We start from the raw sequence: 20,948 nt of genomic DNA, 5'->3' as shown, positions 1-20,948 counted from the left end.
TCCTCCTGGTCTGTGCCATCGGCGTCTGCCTGTCGTGTGGGGCGCGCACCGTTGAAGTCATCATGGGCGGATGGGCTTCATCGGTAAAGACCCGGAAACGGATTAATTGATCGTGTTACCCTCTGAATCAGACGCGCCGGCCAATCTGGCAAGACAAGTGCGCACCCCGACATCCCGGAGGTAGACAACGTGCCAAACATCAGCAACATGAACGTGTCGCTGCGCCAGCTGCGCGCGTTCATCGCCGTGGCGCAGGAGCGCCACTTCACCCGCGCGGCCGAGAAGCTGGACCTGTCGCAGTCGTCGGTCAGCGCGCTGATCCACGAGCTGGAAGGCAACCTCGGCCTGAAGCTGTTCGACCGCCACACGCGCCAGCTGCACATCACGCAGGCGGGCGCGGAGCTGCTGCCGCTGGTGAAGAAGGCGGTGGCCGATATCGACAGCGTGATCGAGAACTCCAGCGAGCTGCGCACGCTGGGGCGCGGGCGCGTGTCGATCTCGGCGTCGTCGATCCAGGCCGCGCTGATGCTGCCGCGCGTGATCCGCGAGTTCTGCGTGAGCCATCCCGGCGTGAAGGTGGAACTGCACGACGTGTCCGAGCATGAGGTGACCAAGATGGTCAGCTCGGGCGAGGTGGATTTCGGCATCGGCACCATTCCCGAGGGCCAGCCCGACCTGAGCGCCCACCGGCTGATGTCCGATCCCTTCGTGATCGTGATGCCGGCGCATCATCCGCTGCGGCGGCGCAAGACGCTGCGCTGGGAAGACGTGGCGGGCCTGCCCGTGATCGGGCCGCACAAGGGCAACCCGATCCGCGACTGCCTGGATACCGCGCTGGCCGCGCGCGGCATTTCGCTGCAGCGGGTGCACGAGGTGTTCCTGCCGCTGACCATGGTGGGTATGGTGGATGCCGGGCTGGGCATCGCGGTGATGAGCGCGGCGGTCACGCGGCTGACTTCCGCGCTGGGGCTGGCCACGGTGATGCCGACCGATCCGGTGATCCACCGCGAGATCTCGCTGCTGGTGCACGCGGACCGGTCGCTGTCACCGCCGGCCCAGGCTTTCCGCGACCTGCTGATGCGCTATCGCGCCAAGCTGGCCGACGCAGCCTGACTACGTCATGCCGGCTCCTTCGCCAGCCCGTGGGCCTGGGGGACCGGCGAGCGGGCGTTGAACAGCAGGTTCAGCAGCACCGCGGTCAGCGTGCCGAGCAGGATGCCGTTCTGGCAGAACTTGGCCAGCAGCTCCGGCATCTGCGCGAAGAACTTGTCCGACACCAGCGGGATCATGCCCAGCGCTACGCTGACGGCGACGATATAGGCGTTCTTCTTGTTCTCGACAAAGTCCACATGGCCGAGGATGCGCACGCCGGTGGCGGCCACCATGCCGAACATCACCAGCGCGGCGCCGCCCAGCACGTATTGCGGGATCGAGGCGGCAAAGAAGGCCAGCTTGGGCAGGCAGCCCAGCACGATGAGGATGCCGCCGGCGGTGGCGCAGACCCAGCGGCTGCGCACGCCGGTGACCTGCACCAGCCCCACGTTCTGCGCGTACGAGGTGTAGGTGAAGGTGTTGAACACCGCTCCCACCAGCGCGCCCACGCCGTCGGCACGCAGGCCGCGCGCGAGGTCGTCGCAGCCCACCGGGCGGCCCACGATCTCGCCTAGCGCCAGGAACTGGCCCACGCCCTCGATCATGATCACGATCATCACCACGCACAGCGTGACCGCGGTCATGGCATCGAAGGTGGGCCAGCCGAAGTGGAAGGGCGTGATGAACTCCACCCAGTGCGCGTTGTGCAGGCCGTCGAAGTTGACCTTGCCCAGCGACAGCGCGATCACGAAGCCCACCGCGATGCCGATCAGCACCGCCACGTTGCACAGGAAACCCCTGGCAAAGGCCACCAGCGCCAGCACCGTGCACAGCACAGCGGTGGCGATGGCGATGTTCACCGGCAGGCCGAAGTTGGGATTGGGCACGGGGCCGGCCGCCGTGTTGATGGTCGGGTTGCCGCCCGCCGCCCAGTTGATGCCGACGCGCATCAGCGAGACGCCGATCACCAGCACCACCGTGCCGGTCACTACCGGCGGGAACCAGCGCACCATCTTGCCGACATAGGGCGCGGCAATGTAGGTGAAGATGCCCGCCACCATCACCGCGCCGAACACGGCCGGCAGGCCCAGCGACGGATTGGAGCCGGTGGCGATGATCGGTGCGATGGCGGTGAAGGTGACGCCCATCATCACCGGCAGGCGGATGCCGACCTTCCAGATGCCGATGCTCTGGATCATCGTCACCAGGCCGCAGCAGAACAGGTCCGCGGCGATCAGGAAGGCCACCTGGTCCTTGGGCAGCTTGAGGGCGCCGCCGATGATCATCGGCACGGCAATGGCGCCGGCATACATCACCAGCACGTGCTGCAGGCCAAGGGCCAGCAGGCGGGTCGGGGGCAGGACCTCGTCGACGGGATGCACGGGGGCATTCCCTTGCGTAGGCAGGGTGGAATTCATACTGTCTCCTTTGGTCGGTACCACGCCGGTCGCGCATTGCGCTCACGTGTCGCCAAGGTCGCCGGCAGTTTCCTTTCCGGGATGGTCAGTGGCCATCCTTCTCGTGCGATGCCCGCGCCTGTCCTGTCTTGTCAGTCCAGCATGACAGCGGCGGCGGGAAGGTACAACGTTCGCGGCGGATTTATCGATCGGGTGAAACGATGAGTCCGCCCGTTTCAGCGGGTTATCCCTTACGGCACGTGGGAGCCCGCGCGTTCCAGCCGCTTCAGCAGTGCTGCCGCGCGCTCCATCGCGGCAGGGTCGATGCGAGCGCGGATACCGTCGAAGGCAGGTCCGCGCGTGGCGTCCAATCCCATGCGTGATGTGGTGCCCACACCCGAGGCCGAGGGGTCGAGTGCGCTGCCAGGCAGGCCGTCGACCACCACCACGTCCAGGTGCGGTTGCAGGTGCGTGGCCATCGCCCACAGCACTTCTTCATCGCGGGTGATGTCGACGTCCTCGTCCACCGCGACCACCGTCTTCAGGTACGGATCCCAGCCGAGCAGGCCCAGCATCACCTGGCGCGCCTCGCCTGGGCGGCTCTGGCGCAGCGCCACGTAGGCGTGGAAGTGCGTACCGGAGCTGGGGTAGTGCACGGCGGTGACGCCGGGGAAGCGCTCCCTGAGCTTGTCGACCATCTCCGATTCGCGCGGGATGCGGCCCAGGTTCAGGTGTTCGGCCGAGTTGCCGCCGACCACGTCGACCAGCCATGCATCGGTGCGGCGCATCACGCTTTCCACGCGCAGCAGGTTGTTGGTCGAGCGGTCCGACGAATAGCCGGTGAATTCACCGAAGGGGCCTTCGTCGACGCGCGCGTCGGGATCAATCACGCCTTCAAGCACGATCTCCGCATGCGCCGGCACCAGGATGCCGTGGCGCGGCGTGCGTACCGCTTCCAGCGGCGCGCCGAACAGGCCGCCGGCAACGTGGCGCTCGTCCACGCCGTAGGGCAGCCGCGCAGCGCCGGCCAGCATGAACAGCGGATGCGCGCCGATCACCATGGCCACCGGCAGCGGCCGGCCCAGTTCGGTGGCGCGCTGCTGCATGCGCCACAGGTGCCCGCGCGAATGCAGGCTGGTGGCGATCTCGGTCGGCGAGTGCAGCATCGAGCGGTGGTAGCTGGCGTTGCCGATGCCGGTGTCGGGGTCTTCCGCGATCAGGATCGCGTTGGTGATGTATGGGCCGCGGTCGGTGGCGAAGTGCTTGATCGCCGGGATCGTGCGCAGGTCGATGTGTTCAGTCTCGACATGGCCGGTGACGGCGCCGCTGTCCAGCACGCGCGGCGCCACCATGCGGCGGCTGCGGGTCTGGTATTCGCCATGGATGCCGGCGGGCGCCACGCCGCCCAGCATGCGCCCCACGCGCTCGCGCGAGGCGAAGAGGTTGGTCGCCAGCGACGTGCCCAGCCCTTCGACATGGTCGAACAGCAAGGCCGGATGGCGGCCCTGCGCGGCCAGCGCCCACACCAGTGCGGTCGGGTCCTGGTCCGCGCCGACCGGCTCGCGGATATGCAGCACGTCTTCGGGAAAGGCCTCGCGGTAGGCGGCCAGGAACTGGTGGAAGTCCTGCGAGGTGTCGTGAAAGGGCTTGCGCGCCGATGCCGCTGAGGCGAAGGGCGCTGAGGGTGAGTTCATGGATCGGCTCCTGTGGTCAGGGTTGGCCAGGGCGAAGGCTGCCCCGGCGGCCGGGAGTGCTCCCGGCCGCCGTGCCGTGCCTGCCTGCCGAACAGCTAGCGACTACATGTCAGCGCGTGCTGGCGTACGTATCCTTCAGCCGCGCCAATGCCTCTTGCTGCGTCCTGGGCGGCGCCGTGGTCTCGATGCCGACCAGCCGGGCGATGTTGTTGCCCATGTAGTCCTCCAGCCCGTCCTCGTCCAGGTCCATGCCCTGCGGCGCGGGACCGCACAGCATCTCCAGCTCGCGCAGCCACATGCCGGGCTCGTTGGGCGGGGTGTCGGTGCCGAACACGATCTTGTCGCGCGGCAGCTGGCGCGCGAACTCGACGATGCGCGACTGGAAGCACCAGCCCGATTCGCAATACACGTTGGGCGTGTCCATTGCCATCCAGAAGGCCTCGAACGAGTAGTTGCCGCCGGTCTGGATGCCGAAGTGGCCGATGATGAAATTGACCATCGGGAATTCGCGGATGATCGGGTAGAACATCGTCGGGATGGTGTACGGGCCGTCGCCGGTGTGGATCAGCACCACCACGTTGTACTTGGCGCAGACCTTCATCGCCGGGCGCAGCCAGTCCAGCGCGCGGTCGGGGCGGTAGCCGTGCATGTTGGCATGCAGCTTGAGCATCTTGAAGCCGTATTCCTTGACGTGGAATTCCAGCTCCTGCGCGCCTTCTTCCGGGCCCCAGCGCGGGTTGAAGGTGAAGTTGCCGATAAAGCGGTCGGGGTACTTCTGGCAGAGCTCCGCGATGTAGGCCATGTAGTCGCGGATGCCTTCGCGCCCGCGGCGGTTGCCGTCGCGGTAGCCGGTGTTGCCCGGCGGCGGCTGGATAAAGCCCATGTCGATGCGGCGCGGCTTGCCGTTGATCATGTAGGGGCCGTCCATCATCTTGAGCATGCGCTCGCCGTTGAAGGGCTCGCCGGTGTGGCGCCAGGCCTCGTCGACGAGATTGGTCGGGTGCAGATGGGTATCGATAATCATGTTGTGTGCTCCGGAGTCCGTTGTCGGTGGCGCGGGCCTGTGCGCTTACGCGGCCAGGCGTGCTTTCGCTTCTTCGAGCGTGCGCGGGACCGGCGTCGGTTCCAGGCCGATCATCCGGGCGACGTTGTTGCCGAGGTAGTCTTCCAGCGTGTCTTCATCCAGGTTCAGGCCCTGCGGCGGCTCGAAGCACAGCACTTCCAGCAGGCGCAGCCACATGCCGGGCTCGTTGGGCGGGGTGTCGGAGCCGAACAGGATCTTGTGCTTGGGCAGCACTTTGGCGAACTCGACGATGCGCGACTGCAGGCACCAGCCCGATTCGCAGTACACGTTGGGCATGTCCATGGCCATCTGGAACGGCTCAAAGCAATACACGCCGCCGGTCTGCACGCCGAAGTGGGCCATGATGAAGTTCACCGTCGGGAACTCCTTCATCATCGGCACCCATTCGGTCGGGATGCTGTAGGGGCCGTCGCCGGTATGCAGCTTGACCAGCACGCCCAGCTCGGCGCACTTCTGCAGTGCCGGGCGCAGCCAGTCGAGGGCGCGGTCCGGGCGGTAGGCATGCATGTTGGCCTGGAACTGGACCATCTTGAAGCCCAGCTTCCTGACGTAGTGCTCCATGGCGTTGACGCCGTTCTCGACGCCGCAGCGCGGGTTGTAGACGAAGCAGCCGATAAAGCGTTCCGGATACTTCTTCACCATCTCCGCGGTGTAGGCCATGTACGCGTCGATGGACTCGCTGCCTGACTTCACGCCGTCGGTGTAGGTGTAGATGGTGTTGCCCTGCGGGGGCTGGATAAAGGCTTTGTCGATGCGGCGCGGCTTGCCGTTGATGGTGAACGGGCCGTCCATTATCTGGATCAGGCGCTCGCCGGTGAACGGGTCGCCGTCGTGGCGCCAGGCCAGGTCCACCAGGTTGGTCGGATAACAGCTGGTGTCGATGATCATGGGAGATCCCCTAACAATGACTAGGTTGGACACGCATGCGGCGGGCGTGCGCGAACAACGCCGCGGGGCCGGCCTTGCATGCTGCTATCGGGAGTCTTTGTCAGGGGAGCTGTTGGACCACTGCGCCACCGACGAAACCCTCCGTCAGTGAGCAATCTCCAGTTGAACCTCGCGGCATTGCACCGCTGCTGTCCAATCGACCGCTTCTACCCACGCGCTCTTTATACCTAGCGCGCAAGCGTTGCGTCAAGCGCATCGTGTGTTGCGCCGCACGAACAGCGGGCGCACGTGCATTCCAACCATGGTACGAATCCGCTACATTGCATAAACCGTGGTGGCAGGCCCGCCGGCGCGGGGCAGGGAGAACTCGGGCCGATTGCTTTGAACGGGGTTTATCACGGGGAAGGGTGAAAAACATGCACGGCAACTATGCGGTGATGGCGGGGGCCATGCTGTCTGTTGCGCTGTCGATGGCGCTGGGCGGCTGCGGCGGGGATGGGGGCCAGACGGAGATGGTGTCGCCGACTGCGACGACCACGGCGGCCACGACAACAAAATACGGGGTCACGGAAACCACCACCAGCGCGACCACGCGCTGGGCACCGGCGCTGACCGATACCTGGCAGATCCAGCTGACCGGCAAGCTCAACACCAGCTATGCGGTGACTGCCTATGACTTCGACCTGTTCGATACGCCGCAGGCCACTATCGCTGCGCTCAAGGCCCAGGGCCGGCGCGTGATCTGCTATTTCTCCGCGGGCAGCTCCGAGGACTGGCGCCCCGACTACAACCAGTTTGCCGCCGCGGACATGGGCGCGCCGCTGTCGGGCTGGGCGGGCGAGCGCTGGCTCGATACGCGCTCGGCCAACGTGCGCCGCATCATGCAGGCGCGCATGGACCTGGCGGTCAGCAAGGGCTGCGACGCGGTCGATCCGGACAACGTCGATGGCTATACCAACAGCACCGGCCTGCCGCTGACGGCCGAGACCCAGCTCGACTACAACCGCTTCCTGGCGGCCGAGGCGCATGCGCGCGGGCTGGCGGTGGGGCTGAAGAACGATGTGGAGCAGGTGGCGGACCTGGCGGCGAGCTTCGATTTCGCCATCAACGAGCAGTGCTTCCAGTACCGGGAGTGCGGCGCCTATACGGCGTTCACGGGGCAGGGCAAGCCGGTGTTCCAGATCGAGTACGCCACCAAGTACAAGGACGCGGCCACGCGCGCCGGGCTGTGCGCCAAGGCGCAGGCCGCCAACCTGCGCACGCTGGTGTTGCCCAAGACCCTGAACGGCTCGTTCCGCTACGCCTGCGACGCCTGAGTGCCTGCGCCGGCGGGGGCGGCGCGTTCCAGCTCCCGCCAGGCCAGGTAGAGCCGGGTATCGAATTCCAGCTGGTGGTAGCGCGGCTCCATGTGTTCACAGAGCCGGTAGAAGGCCTTGTCGTGATCGCTCTCCTTCAGGTGGGCGAGCTCGTGCACGACGATCATGCGCAGGAATTCCGGCGGCGCTTCCTTGAACAGCGACGCCACGCGGATTTCCTTCTTGGCCTTGAGCTTGCCGCCCTGCACGCGCGAGATCGCGGTGTGCAGGCCCAGCGCACGCTGGGCCGAATCGAGGCGCGCATCGAAGCCGACCTTGTGCAGCGGCGGCGCGCTGCGCAGATATTCCTGCTTGATGTCCGTGGTGTACTCGTACAGCGCGCGATCGGTCTGCACGGTATGGCGCCCGGGGTAACGGCGGGCGATATGGTCCCCGAGCCGGCCGGCGGCGATCAGCTCGCGCACCTGCTCCAGCACGCCGGGCGGGTAGCCGCCCAGGAAGCGCATCGGGTCCTTGGCGGCGGGGCGCCAGGTTTCACTCACGGCAGTGGCCTGCTCAGTGGTGGTGGTGATGGTGGTGCATCCAGCTGTTGTCCAGCGAGTTGACGAAGGACTCGACCGCGTCCTTGTCGCCGGTGGCGTGGCGCATCATCTCGCCGCACTTGCAGAAGCCCTGGTACGGGGTGATGTGCGAGCAGGCCGACGTCTTCTGCAGGTACAGCGTGACGGGTTTGGTGCACTTCTTGCACTTGAACTTCAGGGTCAGGGCGGGTTTGCTCATGGCGATGGCTCGGGAAATCGGCGAAAAATCGAACCTGTCATTGTACCGGCCAGGGCGGAATCGAGCAGCGCTGCCTCAGCGCGCCGCGCCTGCCTGATACACTCCCGCCATTCCCGAACAACCCTCCAACACGCACCCATGGCACAGTACGTTTTCACCATGAACCGCGTGGGCAAGATCGTCCCGCCCAAGCGTCACATCCTGAAGGACATCTCGCTGTCGTTCTTCCCCGGCGCCAAGATCGGCGTGCTGGGCCTGAACGGCTCGGGCAAGTCCACGGTGCTCAAGATCATGGCCGGCCTCGACAAGGAAATCGAGGGCGAAGCCACGCCGATGCCGAACCTGAACATCGGCTACCTGCCGCAGGAACCGCAACTCAATCCCGAGCAGACCGTGCGCGAATCGGTGGAAGAGGCGCTGGGCGGCGTGTTCGAGGCGCGCAAGAAGCTCGACGAGATCTACGCGGCCTATGCCGAGCCGGACGCCGACTTCGACGCGCTGGCCGCCGACCAGGCCAAGTACGAAGCCATCCTGGCCGCCAGCGACGGCAATAACGTCGAGCTGCAGCTGGAAATCGCCGCCGACGCGCTGCGCCTGCCGCCGTGGGACGCCAGGATCGAGCATCTCTCCGGCGGTGAAAAGCGCCGCGTGGCGCTGTGCCGCCTGCTGCTGTCGCGCCCCGACATGCTGCTGCTGGACGAGCCGACCAACCACCTGGATGCGGAATCGGTGGAATGGCTGGAACAATTCCTGACGCGCTTCCCGGGCACCGTGGTGGCGGTGACCCACGACCGCTACTTCCTCGACAACGCCGCCGAGTGGATCCTGGAACTGGACCGCGGCCAGGGCATCCCCTGGAAGGGCAACTACAGCTCGTGGCTGGACCAGAAGGAAGCGCGCCTGAAGCAGGAAGAGGCCAGCGAATCGGCCCGCCAGAAGGCGCTGCACAAGGAGCTGGAGTGGGTGCGCCAGAACCCGAAGGGCCGCCAGGCCAAGTCCAAGGCGCGTCTGGCCCGCTTTGACGAACTGAACAGCCAGGACTACCAGAAGCGCAACGAAACCCAGGAAATCTTCATCCCGGTGGGTGAGCGCCTGGGCAACGAGGTGATCGAGTTCGACGGCGTGAGCAAGGGCTACGGCGACCGTCTGCTGATCGACAACCTCAGCTTCAAGGTGCCGCCGGGCGCCATCGTCGGCATCATCGGCCCGAACGGTGCCGGCAAGTCGACCTTCTTCCGCATGCTGACCGGCAAGGAACAGCCCGACAGCGGCGAGATCAAGATCGGGCCGACCGTGAAGATGGCCTTTGTCGACCAGAGCCGCGACGCGCTTGATGGCACCAAGACCGTGTTCGAAGAGATCTCGGGCGGCTCCGACATCCTGACGGTGGGCAGGTACGAAACGCCGTCGCGCGCCTATATCGGCCGCTTCAACTTCAAGGGCGGCGACCAGCAGAAGCAGGTCGGCACGCTGTCGGGCGGCGAACGGGGCCGCTTGCACATGGCCAAGACGCTGATTGCGGGCGGCAACGTGCTGCTGCTGGACGAACCGTCCAACGACCTTGACGTGGAAACGCTGCGGGCGCTGGAAGATGCGCTGCTGGAATTCGCGGGCTGCGTGATGGTGATCTCGCACGATCGCTGGTTCCTGGACCGGATTGCTACGCACATCCTGGCGTTCGAGGGGGACTCGCATGTGGAGTTCTTCCCCGGCAACTACCAGGAATATGAGGCGGACAAGAAGCGGCGGCTGGGTGAGGAAGGGGCCAAGCCCAAGCGGATTCGGTATAAGCCGATTGTGCGGTGAGCGTTGTGGAGGGGAGTTAATTCGCCGTTCGCGTTTTCGCGCGAATGGCGAATGACGCAGTGTTGTCGCAAGTCCTGCAGGACGGGAGGAGTGATGATGAAATCTAGCAGGTCTCCAGTTTCCCTATACCTGACGAAATCCGAAATCGCCGAGCTAAGGCGGAACAAGAAACGCATCTCAGACTTGGCTCGAAAGGCATTCAGCTCGATGAACCTGAAGGGCAAATAAAGCCCCTTGGGCCCGAGCGGCGCCAAGCGGTGAGCAGACAGCGCTCGTGCCATAAGCAAAAGCCCCGACTCAAATGAGCGGGGCTTTCTGCTGAGTAATCCCTGCGACCATTCTTCGGCCTTCTACGGCATTCTCCTAGCCCGCTTTCACCAGCCTAACCCGCGTAATCTCCGACGGCGCCCCAAACCGCTTCGGCGGCCCCCAATACCCGGTGCCACGGCTGATATAGATCCACAGTGAACCATGCCGCACCAGTCCGGCGGTGTATGGCTGCTGCATCGGCACGAACAGGTTCCACGGCCAGAACTGGCCGCCGTGGGTATGGCCGGACAACTGCAGGTCGAAACCGGCTTCCGCCGCGGCGGCAGCGGTGCGTGGCTGGTGGGCCAGCAGCACGCGCGCGCCGGCGTGTGCCGGGGCGCCGGCGATGGCGCGGTGCGGGTCGCTGCGGTGGCTTTCGTGGAAGCGGCCGGCGGAGTAGTCGGTGACGCCGCCAAGTACCAGCGCGTCGCCGTCGTGCTGCAGCACCACATGTTCGTTCATCAGCACGCGCACGCCCAGGCGGCGCAGCTCAATGATCCACGGCTCCGCGCCGGAGTAGTACTCATGGTTGCCGGTGACGAAGTAGGTGCCGTGGCGCGCCTGCAGCCGGGCCAGCGGCGCGGTGTGGGCGGATAGTTCGCGCACGGTGCCGTCGACCAGGTCGCCGGTGATGGCGACGGCGTCGGCCTGCAGGCTGTTGACGCGGTCGACGATGCGGTCGAGGTAGGGCCGCTTGATGGTGGGCCCGACATGGATGTCGCTGATCTGGGCGATGGTGAAACCATGCAGGGCGTCGGGCAGGCCGGCCACGGGCACGTCGACTTCAACCACGCGCGCCAGCCGGCGGGCATTGATATAGCCGGCCAGCGTGACCAGCAGCGCCAGCAGCGGCACCGCCACCGCACTGCCCGCGGACAGGCCGGGCGCGTGCCAGCCGAGCAGTTGCCCGGCCAGCCAGGCCGCCGCCAGCGCCACATCGCGTACCAGCGTCAGCACCAGCAGGGATGAGAAGAATCCCATTGCCAGCATGCCGATCCAGGAAACCAGGTCCGACCAGGGCTGGCTGACGCGCCGCGCCAGCAGCCCGGCCGGCAGCAGGGCGCAGGAGAGGGCCAGCCAGGCGACGGCCAATGCCTTGACCGCCATCGGCACCGGCATCGCCGGCAGCAGGCGCAGCCCGATATAGCCGTGCAGCAGGGCTGTCACGAGGGCGGCGGTCAGGATGGTGGTGCGTGGAGGCATGGGGGCGGGCCTGGGCGGAGTCTTCAAAGATGAGGCCGTGCGGGGCGGCTTCAAGGGCCGTTGTGGTGGCATCAGGCCAAGCAAGATGCACACCCGCCTTGCCTGCGCGTGTCGCAACGGCGCATTGCGGCTTGACATGGCCGCCTGCCGCCCCGACTACTTCTTTGTATGAAGGCCGCTGTCGATGGCCGCCGCGCATGCCCCATGCCACCGGCTGATCTGTCTTTTTTGGGACGGATCCTGAATGTTTTCGAATCAGATTGTTCGGCTTGGCGGCCTAATTTAGATTCGCGGGATGGGCCGTCTGTTGTGCAGCATCGTGCCCGCGGTGCCGGCCCGCCGGTGCAGGCGGCTTCCTCCCGGAGAAACCCATGTCTTTTCGCCTGAAGCAGACCAGCGCCCTGATCGCCGCGGCGTGGCTTGCATTTGCACCGCTCAGCCCGCAGGCCGCCACGCCGGCCAAGCCAGCGGCGACTGCCCTGGGCTGGCCGCGCAACTTCGACGCCGCCAACGATCACGTGGAGCTGTACCAGCCCCAGATCGAGACCTGGGACGGCAACCGGCTGTCCGGGCGCGCGGCGGTGGCGGTGGGCGAGAAGTCGGGTTCTCCGACCTACGGCGTGGTGCATTTCTCGGCAACCGGCGATATCGACAAGTCCTCAGGGCTGGTGCAACTGACCCGAATCACGGTGGACAGCGTCGAAGTGCCGACCCGGCCCGACGCCGCCGACCGGGTGCGCCAGGCGCTGGTGTCGCGCCTGCCGGCCAACGGGCTGACGGTGCCGCTGGACCAGCTGCAGGCCAGCTACGCGGTATCGCAGCAACTGGCCAAGGCTGGCCGCGTGGCGGTGCGCAATGACGTGCCCCAGATCCTTTTTGCCACCACGCCGACGCTGCTGGTGCTGGTCGACGGCGAGCCGGCCTGGCGCGCCGTGCCGGGCACGCAGTACGAACGGGCGCTGAACAGCCGAGCGCTGCTGCTGCGCGAATCCGGCGGCGAGCTGCACCTGAAGGCGGCCGGCTACTGGTATCGCTCCGAATCGGCCGGAGGCGCCTGGGAAGTGATGACGACCGTGCCCAAGGCGCTGGAGAGCGCGGCCACCAAGGCGGCGGCCGGCATGAAGCCCGACACGATGCTGCCGGCCGACGGCAAGCGGCCGGCGAGGGCGCCGGCGATCCTCTTTGCCACGCAGCCGACCGAGCTGGTCATGACCAGCGGCGCGCCGCAGATGACGCCGGTCAGCGGCGTCAGCCTGCTGACGATGTCCAATGCCGACCACGCGGTCTTTGTCGATCCGGGTGCCAACCAGTATTACGTGCTGGTCTCGGGCCGCTGGTTCCGCGCGCCGATGCTGACCGGGCCGTGGGAGTACGTGCCCGGCGCCCAGCTGCCGGCAGACTTCGCCAGGATCCCGGCGACCGACCCCAAGGCCAATGTGCTGGTCTCGGTGCCCGGCACGCCGCAGGCACGCGAGGCCGAGATCGCGGCGACCATTCCGCAGACCGCCACGGTGTCGCGCAGCAAGGCCAGCCTGGCGGTGGCGTATGACGGCGCGCCGCGCTTCACGCCGGTCACCGGCACCTCGCTCAGCTACGCGGTCAACAGCGGCACGCCGGTGATCGAGGTCGACAGCAGCCACTACTACGCGGTCGCCAACGGCGTCTGGTTCACGGCGCCGGCACCGTCCGGCCCGTGGCGTGTGGCCACCGAAGTGCCGTCGGCGATCTACACCATCCCGCCGACTTCGCCGGTGTACTACGTGACCTATGTGCGCATCTATTCGGTCACGCCGGAGACCGTGGTGGTGGGCTACACCCCCGGCTACATGGGCGTGGTGGTCAGCGCCGACGGCACGGTGGTGTACGGCACCGGCTATGTCTATCCGCCCTATGTGGGCGCGGTCTACTACGGCTACCCGGCCACCTATGGCTACGGCGCCGGCTTTGGCATCGGCATGGCCGAGGGCTTTGCCTTCGGCTTCGCCGCCGGTGCGTTCTGGGGCGCGGCGTCGCCGTACTGGGGCCCTTATTGGTGGGGCGGCGCGTACAACTGGAACTACGTCAACGTGAACCAGGCCAATTTCTACGGCCGCTGGGGCCAGGGCACCGTGACCCACGCCCAGGGCTGGAACGCCTGGACCGGCACCGAATGGCGCGGCACCGCCGGCGCCGGCTACAACCCGGCCACCGGGGCGCGCTACCAGGGCAGCCGCGGTGCGGCGTTCAATCCCTATTCCGGCAACTATGCGGCGGGCCGCCAGGGCTCGTTCGCCAATCCGTCGACCGGGCGCGAGGGCGCCGCGCGCGGCGGCGTGGCCGGCAACACCTACACCGGCAACTATGCCGCCGGCCGCCAGGCGGCGGGCTACAACGCGCAGACCGGCCGCGTCGGCGCGGCCGAGGCGGGCATTGCCGGCAATACGCAGACCGGCCAGCACACTGCCGGCAGCCGTGGCTTTGTCGCCAATCCGGACAAGAACAATGCGGTGGTGTGGAACAACGGCAACGTGTATGCCGGCCACGACGGCTCGGTGTACCAGCACACAGACAACGGCTGGCAGAAGCACACCCCCAGCGGCTGGGAACCGGTGCAGCCCGGCAACGACGCCACTGCGCGGCTAGAGCAGCAGCGCCAGGCGCGTGAGATCGGCCAGCAGCGTTTCCAGGGCACGGCCCAGCAGTGGCAGGGGCGCGGCGGTGGGGGCGGTTTTGGCGGCCGTGCCGGGGGTTTCCGCGGCGGCGGTTTCCATGGCGGGTTCCGCCGCTGAGACAGGGCCCTGGCAGCCCGCGCGGGTGCGGGCAAAAGCAAGTCGAAAGCAGTAAAGACGCCTACAAAAGAATTGAATTGGCGCCCGCAGGGCCGAGCCTTACCCTGCCGGTAAAGAGGCGAGTGCGGCCACCGGTCCGGCGCGACGGAAGGCCGCCAGCGTGCGCGCGCGGCGATCGCGTGCATAACCATGGCGGGAGAGGGATCCGTGAACACTGCTTTCCATTGGCGCGGCGCGCTCTGGCTGGTCTGCGCGATGACGCTGGCCGCCTGCGGCAAGGACAAACCGGCGCCCAGCGCACCGCCCGCGGCCGAGGTCGGCACCATGACGGTGGCGCCGCGCGATGTGCCGATCGTCTATGACTTCGTCGGCCAGACCCAGAGCTCGCAGCAGGTGGAGATCCGCGCGCGCGTCAATGGCTTCCTGGACCGGCGCGTCTATACCGAGGGCGCGGTGGTCAAGGCCGGCGAGACCATGTTCCTGATGGATCCCAAGCCTTTCGCCGCGGCGCTGGATGCGGCCAATGCCGAAATGGCGCAGCAGGTGGCGCGGCTCAAGACCGCCAATGCCGACCTGGCGCGGGTGCGCCCGCTGGCCGAGCGCAACGCGCTGAGCCAGCGCGACCTGGACGACGCCGTGGGCAAGCAGCAGGCCGCCGCGGCCGCGGTCGAGGCGGCCCGGGCCAATGTCACCAATGCCAGGCTGAACCTGGGCTATACCACGATCAAGTCACCGGTCACCGGCGTGTCGAGCTTTGCCAAGAAGCAGGCCGGCAGCTATATCGATCCGTCGAACAGCCTGCTGACCTACGTGGCCAAGCTCGACCCGATGTGGGTCAATTTCAGCCTGTCCGAGAACGAGGTGCTGTCGTCACGCTCGGAGCAGGAGTCCGGCGCGCTCAAGTTCCCGCCCAAGGGCGCCTTTGACGTGGTGATCGTGATGGCCGATGGCAGCCAGTTCCCGCATCACGGCAAGATCACCTTTGCCGATGCCTCGTTCAGCGCCGAGACCGGCACCTACATGATCCGCGCCGAGGTTGCCAACCCTGACGGCACGCTGCGCCCCGGCCAGTTCGTGCGCGTGAAGCTGCATGGCGCCGAGCGCACCAAGGCCGTGGCGGTGCCGCAGGAAGCCGTCATCCAGGGCCCGCGCGGGCAGATGGTGTGGGTGGTCGGCGCGGACAACAAGGTCCACCAGCGCGTGGTCGACGTGGGCCAGTGGACCGGCGACAACTGGGTGATCCGCTCCGGCCTGAAGCCGGGCGAGCGCGTGGTCGTCAGCGGCGGGCTGCGGCTGGCGCCCGACGCGCCGGTCAAGGCCACCGAGGTCGCGTCCGGCCAGAAGCCCCCGGCGGGTGCGGCGCCCGCCAGCGCACCGGGTGCGCCAGGCGCGTCATCCCCCGCCCAGGCCAAGAGCACGCAGAGCGCGGGGAGCAAGCCATGAAGCTTGCCCACTTCTTCATCGACCGACCCATCTTTGCGTCGGTCCTGTCCATCATCATCGTGGTGGGCGGCCTGGTCGCGCTGACCAAACTGCCGATTGCCCAGTTCCCGGACGTCACGCCGCCGTCGATCACGGTGACGACTCGATACCCCGGAGCCAGCGCGGAGGTGGTCGCCCAAAACGTAGCGGCGCCGATCGAGCAGCAGGTCAATGGCGCGGACCGGATGATGTACATGAACTCGACGAGCTCCTCGACGGGTGACCTGACCTTGACGGTGTATTTCGAGATCGGGACCGATCCGCAACTGGCGCAGGTAGACGTGCAGAACCGGGTCAACCTGGCGCTGCCAACCCTGCCTGAAGCGGTCACGGCCCAGGGCGTTTCCGTGCAGAAGCGTTCTTCCGCGTTCATGATGGTGATTGCCATCTTTTCGCCGGACAACAGCTACGACCAGACCTTTGTCGGCAACTACGCCAACATCTATGTGCTGGATGCGCTCAAGCGCATTCCCGGCGCCAACCAGTCAGCGATCTTCGGCAATCCGGACTACGCCATGCGGCTCTGGCTGCGGCCGGACCGGATGGCGTCGCTGGGCATTACCACGGAAGACGTCAAGAACGCTGTCAGCGCGCAGAACCAGCAGTTCTCCGCCGGGCGTATCGGACAGTCGCCGACCACCGATCCCGTCCTGCAGACGTTCCCGATTGCGACCAAGGGCCAGATGACCGAGCCCGCCGAGTTCGAGAACATGATCCTGCGCGCGCAGTCGGGCGACGCCGCGCTGGTGCGGCTCAAGGACATCGGCAGGGCTGAACTCGGCGTCAAGGATTATTCGCTGCGCAGCCGCTACAAGGGCAAGACCGCCACGCTGCTGGCGGTCTACCAGCAGCCGGGCGCCAATGCGCTGGACGTGGCCAAGCAGGTGCGCGGCACGCTGGCGGAGCTGAAGAAGTCGTTCCCGCCCGGGCTGGAATATGAGGTTGCGCTCGACACCACCGAGTTCGTGAACGAATCGATCAACGAGGTGGTGCACACGCTGCGCGATGCGGTGATCCTCGTGATCCTGGTCGTCTACCTGTTCCTGCAGAGCCTGCGCGCAACCATCGTGCCGATCCTTGCCGTGCCGGTGTCGATCATTGGCGCCTTCGTCGGCATGAGCATGTTCGGCTTTTCGGTCAACATGCTGACCTTGTTCGGGATGGTGCTGGCCATCGGCATCGTGGTCGACGACGCGATCGTGGTGATCGAGAACGTCGAGCGCAACATGGTGGAGTTCAAACTGCCACCAAAGGAGGCGGCCAAGCGTGCCATGGACGAGGTGAGCGGCCCCGTGGTTGCGATCGTGCTGGTGCTGCTGGCGGTGTTCATCCCGGTGGCGTTCCTGTCCGGCATTACCGGCCAGCTCTACAAGCAGTTTGCCGTCACCATCGCGGTGTCGGTGGTGTTGTCCGGGGTGGTGGCGCTGACCCTGTCGCCGGCGCTTGCGGCAATCCTGCTCAAGCCCGGCGAGCACAAGAAGAACCGGTTTTTCCAGTGGTTCAACAATTCGTTCGATCGCCTGATCCAGGGGTACGACAAGTCGCTGCAGGTCGTGATCAGGCGGACGGTGATCTCCATCGTCATCATCCTTGTCATGATCGGGGTGAGCGTGCTGATGTTCGTGCGGATACCGTCGTCGTTCCTGCCGGTGGAGGACCAGGGCTATCTGTTCGGTGCCGTGGTGATGCCGGATGCGGCCAGCCTGGACCGCACCGGCAACCTCTCCTCCCGTGCCGAGGCCTGGTATGCCAAGCAACCCGGCGTCAGCTCGGTGGCGTCCGTGGACGGGTACAGCCTGATCGATTCGCAGAACAAGGCCAATGCTTCCACCTTGTTCATCACGCTGAAGGGCTTCCATGACCGCAAGGAAGGCGAGAGCGCGGCGGATCTGATCGCCAAGGCGAAGAAGGAGTTTGCGAGCTACCAGGACGGTGTGACCATTCCGATCAACCCGCCCTCGATCCCGGGCCTGGGAACGACCGGTGGTTTTGAGTTCTGGCTCCAGAGCACGGCGGACGGCACCTACCAGCAGCTGGAGGAGCGGGTGCATGCCTTTATCGCCAAGGCGCGGCAGCGGCCGGAGCTGACCGGGATCAATTCCACTATCAACACGCGCTCGCGCCAGTTGCTGGTGGAGGTGGATCGCGAACGCTCCGAAACCCAGGGCGTGCCCGTCGAGCAGGTCTATTCCGCGCTGCAGACCATGTTCGGTTCGCTCTTCGTCAGCCAGTTCCCGAAGAACAGCCGGCTGTTCCAGGTGATCCTGCAGGCCGAGGCCGACTACCGCTCGCGTCCGGAGGATCTCGACAAGGTCTACGTGCGCAACCGCACTGGCGAAATGGTGCCGATCAAGGCGGTGACGACATCCCGGTATGTCCCGGGCGCCGATATCATGACCCGCTTCAACAATTTCCCGGCCGCCAAGATCATGGGCGATGCCGCGCCGGGCTACAGCTCCGGCCAGGCGCTTGCGGCCATGGAGGACGTGGCGCGGGAGGTGCTTGGCCAGGGCTACAGCTTTGCCTGGAGCGGACAGGCGTACGAGGAGAAGACTGCCGGGTCGACGGCAGCAATGGTCTTTGCCTTTGCCTTGCTGATGGTGTTCCTGATCCTTGCTGCGCAGTACGAAAAATGGACGCTGCCGTTCGGTGTGCTGCTGGCGGTACCGTTCGCGCTGTTCGGTGCACTGGTTGCCATCCTGTTGCGTGGCATGCAGAACGACGTCTACTTCCAGATCGGGCTGACGGTGCTGATCGCGTTGGCGGCGAAGAATGCCATCCTGATCTTCGAGTTCGCGGTGGAAATCCGGCACAAGGAAGGCCTCAGTGCCTACGACGCGGCCTTGCATGCGGCCAGGCTGCGCCTGCGCCCGATCATCATGACCTCGCTCGCCTTTATCCTCGGCTGCGTGCCGCTGGCGATCGCCAGTGGCGCGTCGGCGGCCAGCCGACAGTCGCTGGGCACCGGCGTGATCGGCGGGATGCTCGGCGCCACGGTGATTGCGCTGTTCTTCATCCCGATGTTCTTCTGGGGGCTGGAGGTGATGTCCGAGCGCAAGCCTAAGCCCAAGGTCGGGGCCGCAGCCACCACGCCACCGGCCGGAGAACCGTCATGAGCGCGCGCCACCGGCTGGCCGGTGCCTGCCTGGCCGCAGCGCTGGGCGGCTGTGCCATCGGCCCCAACTATGAGCGCCCGGCCACGCCCGAGCCGGCGCAGTACCGCATCGATACCGGCGTGCTGTCGGTGGCCGCGGACAGCGCCTGGTGGGACAGCTTCGGCGACCCGGTGCTGAACACGCTGGTCGAGACGGCGCTGCGCAACAGCTACGACGTGCGCATCGCCGCGGCCCGCATCGATGAGTTCCGCGGCCAGCTGATGGTGGTGCGCTCGGGATTCTTCCCGCAGGTGAACCTGTCCGCGGCGGCAACGCGCCAGCGCGCCGGCACCTTCAACGGCACGCCGTTCGCGTCGCTCGATGGCCCGCGCAACTCGTACCAGCTGCTCGCCAATGCCAGCTGGGAGATCGACCTGTGGGGCCGCATCCGGCGCCAGGCGGAGTCCGCCGAGGCCAGCCTGTGGAACGCCGAGTACGCGCGCCGTGGCGTGGTGCTGTCACTGGCGGCATCGGTGGTGCAGGGCTACGCCACGCTGCGCGGGCTGGACGCGCAGCTGGAGATCGCGCAGCAGACGCTGAAGGCGCGCGGGGCTGGACTGGATATCTTCCGGCAGCGCTATGAGGGCGGGGTGATCTCGCAGGTTGAGCTGTCGCAGGCCGAGAACGATTTCTACGTGACCGAGGCGACGATCCCGGTGCTGCGCAGCGGCATCGCGCAGACCGAGAACGCGCTGTCGGTGCTGCTGGGCCGCGAGCCCGGGCCGATCGAGCGCGGCAAGCCGGTCAATGAACTGCAGCCGCCGCCGGTGGGTGCGGACCTGCCAGCCGCGCTGCTGTCGCGCCGGCCTGACGTGCTGCAGGCCGAGCAGTCCGCCATTGCCGCCAATGCGCAGCTGGGCGCCGCGCAAGCGTTGTACCTGCCGGCCGTCAACCTGAGCGGGCTGTTCGGCGCCATTGCCAGTTCGCCGGCCGGGTTGTGGCATAGTGCCTCGCAGGTGTGGGGCATCGGTGCCGGCCTGACCCAGCCGATCTTCCAGGGCGGCGCCATCCGCGGCCAGGTGCAGACCGCCTCGGCACAGCGCGAGCAGGCCATGCTGGCCTACCAGGGCACCGTGCTGTCGGCCCTGGCCGACGTCAACAGTGCACTGTCCAACGGCATCGAGACCCGCAACCGCCTGGTCAGCCTGCGCCAGCAGGAGAAGAGCCTGGTGGTCTATGCCGACCAGTCGAGCGCGCGCTACGAGGGCGGCTATTCCAGCTACCTGGAGGTGACCACGGCACAGGAGAAGCTGTTCGCCGCGCAGCTGTCGGCGGTGCAGGGGCAGGTGGACGTGCTGACCGGCACCGCGGCGTTGTACAAGTCGCTCGGCGGCGGCTGGCCGTCGGTGCCGCAGGACGTCAGAGAGGCGGGGATGCAGGGGGATGCGAAGGTGTTGAGGCGGTAGGACGAAGTGCTGGCGCAATTGCCAGGCGCTAGCGCACCGCGTGCGCCGGAATTCACTGCCACCTCTCGCGGACGCTCCCCTCTCCCGCGAAGTGGGAGAGGGGTGGGGGAGAGGGCCGGAGTGTCCACGAAGTGCAGCGCGTCGGGGACCTGTCAGAAATTTTGTGTTTAGGGCATAACATGTCGCCAAGGAGCATGTATGCCACGCAAGACGAAGACCAGCCAAGCCGCAGGCCGTGAACTGCCGGCTATTCCCGAGGACCTGATCGCTCATTTCGTTAAGGGTCCGATGACCGCCGAAGCGGTTCAGGACGCCTCGATGGCATTCAAGAAGGCCCTGATCGAGCGGGCCCTAGGCGCCGAGCTAGGCCATCACTTGGGCTACCAGCCGGGCGCGGAGCGCCCGGCTGGCACAGCCAACCAGCGCAACGGCAAGAGCGCCAAGACCGTTCTAACCGAGGATGGCCCGCTGCGGGTCGACATCCCGCGCGACCGCGACGGCAGCTTCGATCCGATCCTGATTCCCAAGCACGAACGGCGCTTCACTGGGTTCGATGACAAGATCATCG

At 66.6% G+C, this 20,948-nt stretch carries 15 protein-coding genes; 8 read left to right on the top strand and 7 right to left on the bottom strand.

The window, feature by feature from the left end; translation table 11 throughout:
• Positions 1-207: 207 nt before the first annotated feature.
• Positions 208-1,113, top strand: a complete 906-nt coding sequence (locus tag C265_RS07225) for a LysR family transcriptional regulator (RefSeq protein WP_011616129.1) — start codon at positions 208-210, stop codon at positions 1,111-1,113.
• Between the two features lie 5 nt (positions 1,114-1,118).
• Here the strand turns inward: C265_RS07225 and C265_RS07220 are convergent, their stop codons facing one another.
• The 4 genes from C265_RS07220 to C265_RS07205 form a co-directional block, all read right to left on the bottom strand.
• Complete coding sequence (locus C265_RS07220; protein ID WP_010812276.1) at positions 1,119-2,510, bottom strand: nucleobase:cation symporter-2 family protein; 1,392 nt, start codon at positions 2,508-2,510, stop codon at positions 1,119-1,121.
• A 230-nt stretch (positions 2,511-2,740) separates the two neighbouring features.
• Positions 2,741-4,183 carry a UbiD family decarboxylase gene (locus C265_RS07215; protein ID WP_010812275.1) on the bottom strand — a complete coding sequence of 481 codons (1,443 nt, stop codon included), beginning with the start codon at positions 4,181-4,183 and terminating at the stop codon, positions 2,741-2,743.
• Between the two features lie 109 nt (positions 4,184-4,292).
• On the bottom strand, positions 4,293-5,207 hold the full coding sequence (locus C265_RS07210; protein ID WP_010812274.1) for an amidohydrolase family protein: 915 nt from the start codon (positions 5,205-5,207) through the stop codon (positions 4,293-4,295).
• A 45-nt stretch (positions 5,208-5,252) separates the two neighbouring features.
• Positions 5,253-6,155 (bottom strand): amidohydrolase family protein, encoded by a 903-nt coding sequence (locus tag C265_RS07205; RefSeq protein WP_010812273.1) that lies wholly within the window; start codon positions 6,153-6,155, stop codon positions 5,253-5,255.
• A gap of 416 nt (positions 6,156-6,571) precedes the next feature.
• Between C265_RS07205 and C265_RS07200 the strand changes: the two genes are divergently transcribed.
• Entirely contained in the window at positions 6,572-7,471 is a 900-nt protein-coding gene (locus C265_RS07200; RefSeq protein ID WP_010812272.1) for an endo alpha-1,4 polygalactosaminidase, read from the top strand.
• Here the strand turns inward: C265_RS07200 and C265_RS07195 are convergent.
• Both C265_RS07195 and C265_RS07190 read right to left on the bottom strand, forming a co-directional pair.
• Complete coding sequence (locus tag C265_RS07195; RefSeq protein ID WP_037023855.1) at positions 7,453-7,977, bottom strand: M48 family metallopeptidase; 525 nt, start codon at positions 7,975-7,977, stop codon at positions 7,453-7,455. The genes C265_RS07200 and C265_RS07195 overlap by 19 nt on opposite strands.
• A gap of 49 nt (positions 7,978-8,026) precedes the next feature.
• A complete protein-coding gene (locus tag C265_RS07190) occupies positions 8,027-8,251 on the bottom strand; it encodes a hypothetical protein (RefSeq protein WP_010812270.1) in 225 nt (74 codons plus the stop codon).
• Positions 8,252-8,389: 138 nt separating this feature from the next.
• Between C265_RS07190 and ettA the strand changes: the two genes are divergently transcribed.
• Positions 8,390-10,057: an energy-dependent translational throttle protein EttA gene (ettA, locus tag C265_RS07185; RefSeq protein ID WP_010812269.1), complete on the top strand. Its 1,668-nt coding sequence runs from the start codon at positions 8,390-8,392 to the stop codon at positions 10,055-10,057.
• A 363-nt stretch (positions 10,058-10,420) separates the two neighbouring features.
• On the opposite strand, the gene C265_RS07180 is transcribed toward ettA, so the two are convergent.
• Positions 10,421-11,569: a metallophosphoesterase gene (locus C265_RS07180; protein ID WP_010812268.1), complete on the bottom strand. Its 1,149-nt coding sequence runs from the start codon at positions 11,567-11,569 to the stop codon at positions 10,421-10,423.
• Positions 11,570-11,940: 371 nt separating this feature from the next.
• Here C265_RS07180 and C265_RS07175 point away from each other — a divergent pair, with 371 nt between their 5' ends.
• The 5 genes from C265_RS07175 to C265_RS07155 form a co-directional block, all read left to right on the top strand.
• Positions 11,941-14,337, top strand: a complete 2,397-nt coding sequence (locus tag C265_RS07175; protein WP_010812267.1) for a periplasmic protein — start codon at positions 11,941-11,943, stop codon at positions 14,335-14,337.
• Between the two features lie 207 nt (positions 14,338-14,544).
• Positions 14,545-15,780: an efflux RND transporter periplasmic adaptor subunit gene (locus tag C265_RS07170; RefSeq protein WP_010812266.1), complete on the top strand. Its 1,236-nt coding sequence runs from the start codon at positions 14,545-14,547 to the stop codon at positions 15,778-15,780.
• Complete coding sequence (locus tag C265_RS07165) at positions 15,777-18,935, top strand: efflux RND transporter permease subunit (RefSeq protein WP_010812265.1); 3,159 nt, start codon at positions 15,777-15,779, stop codon at positions 18,933-18,935. Before C265_RS07170 ends, C265_RS07165 begins: the two co-directional genes overlap by 4 nt.
• Positions 18,932-20,380, top strand: a complete 1,449-nt coding sequence (locus tag C265_RS07160; protein ID WP_010812264.1) for an efflux transporter outer membrane subunit — start codon at positions 18,932-18,934, stop codon at positions 20,378-20,380. Before C265_RS07165 ends, C265_RS07160 begins: the two co-directional genes overlap by 4 nt.
• Before the next feature lie 198 nt (positions 20,381-20,578).
• Positions 20,579-20,948, top strand: a 370-nt coding sequence (locus tag C265_RS07155; RefSeq protein WP_010812263.1) for an IS256 family transposase, incomplete at its 3' end; no start/stop codon positions are given.

The sequence above is a fragment of the Cupriavidus sp. GA3-3 genome (genome assembly GCF_000389805.1).
GTDB lineage: Bacteria > Pseudomonadota > Gammaproteobacteria > Burkholderiales > Burkholderiaceae > Cupriavidus > Cupriavidus necator_D.
This window is presented reverse-complemented; position numbering and strand designations above follow the sequence as displayed.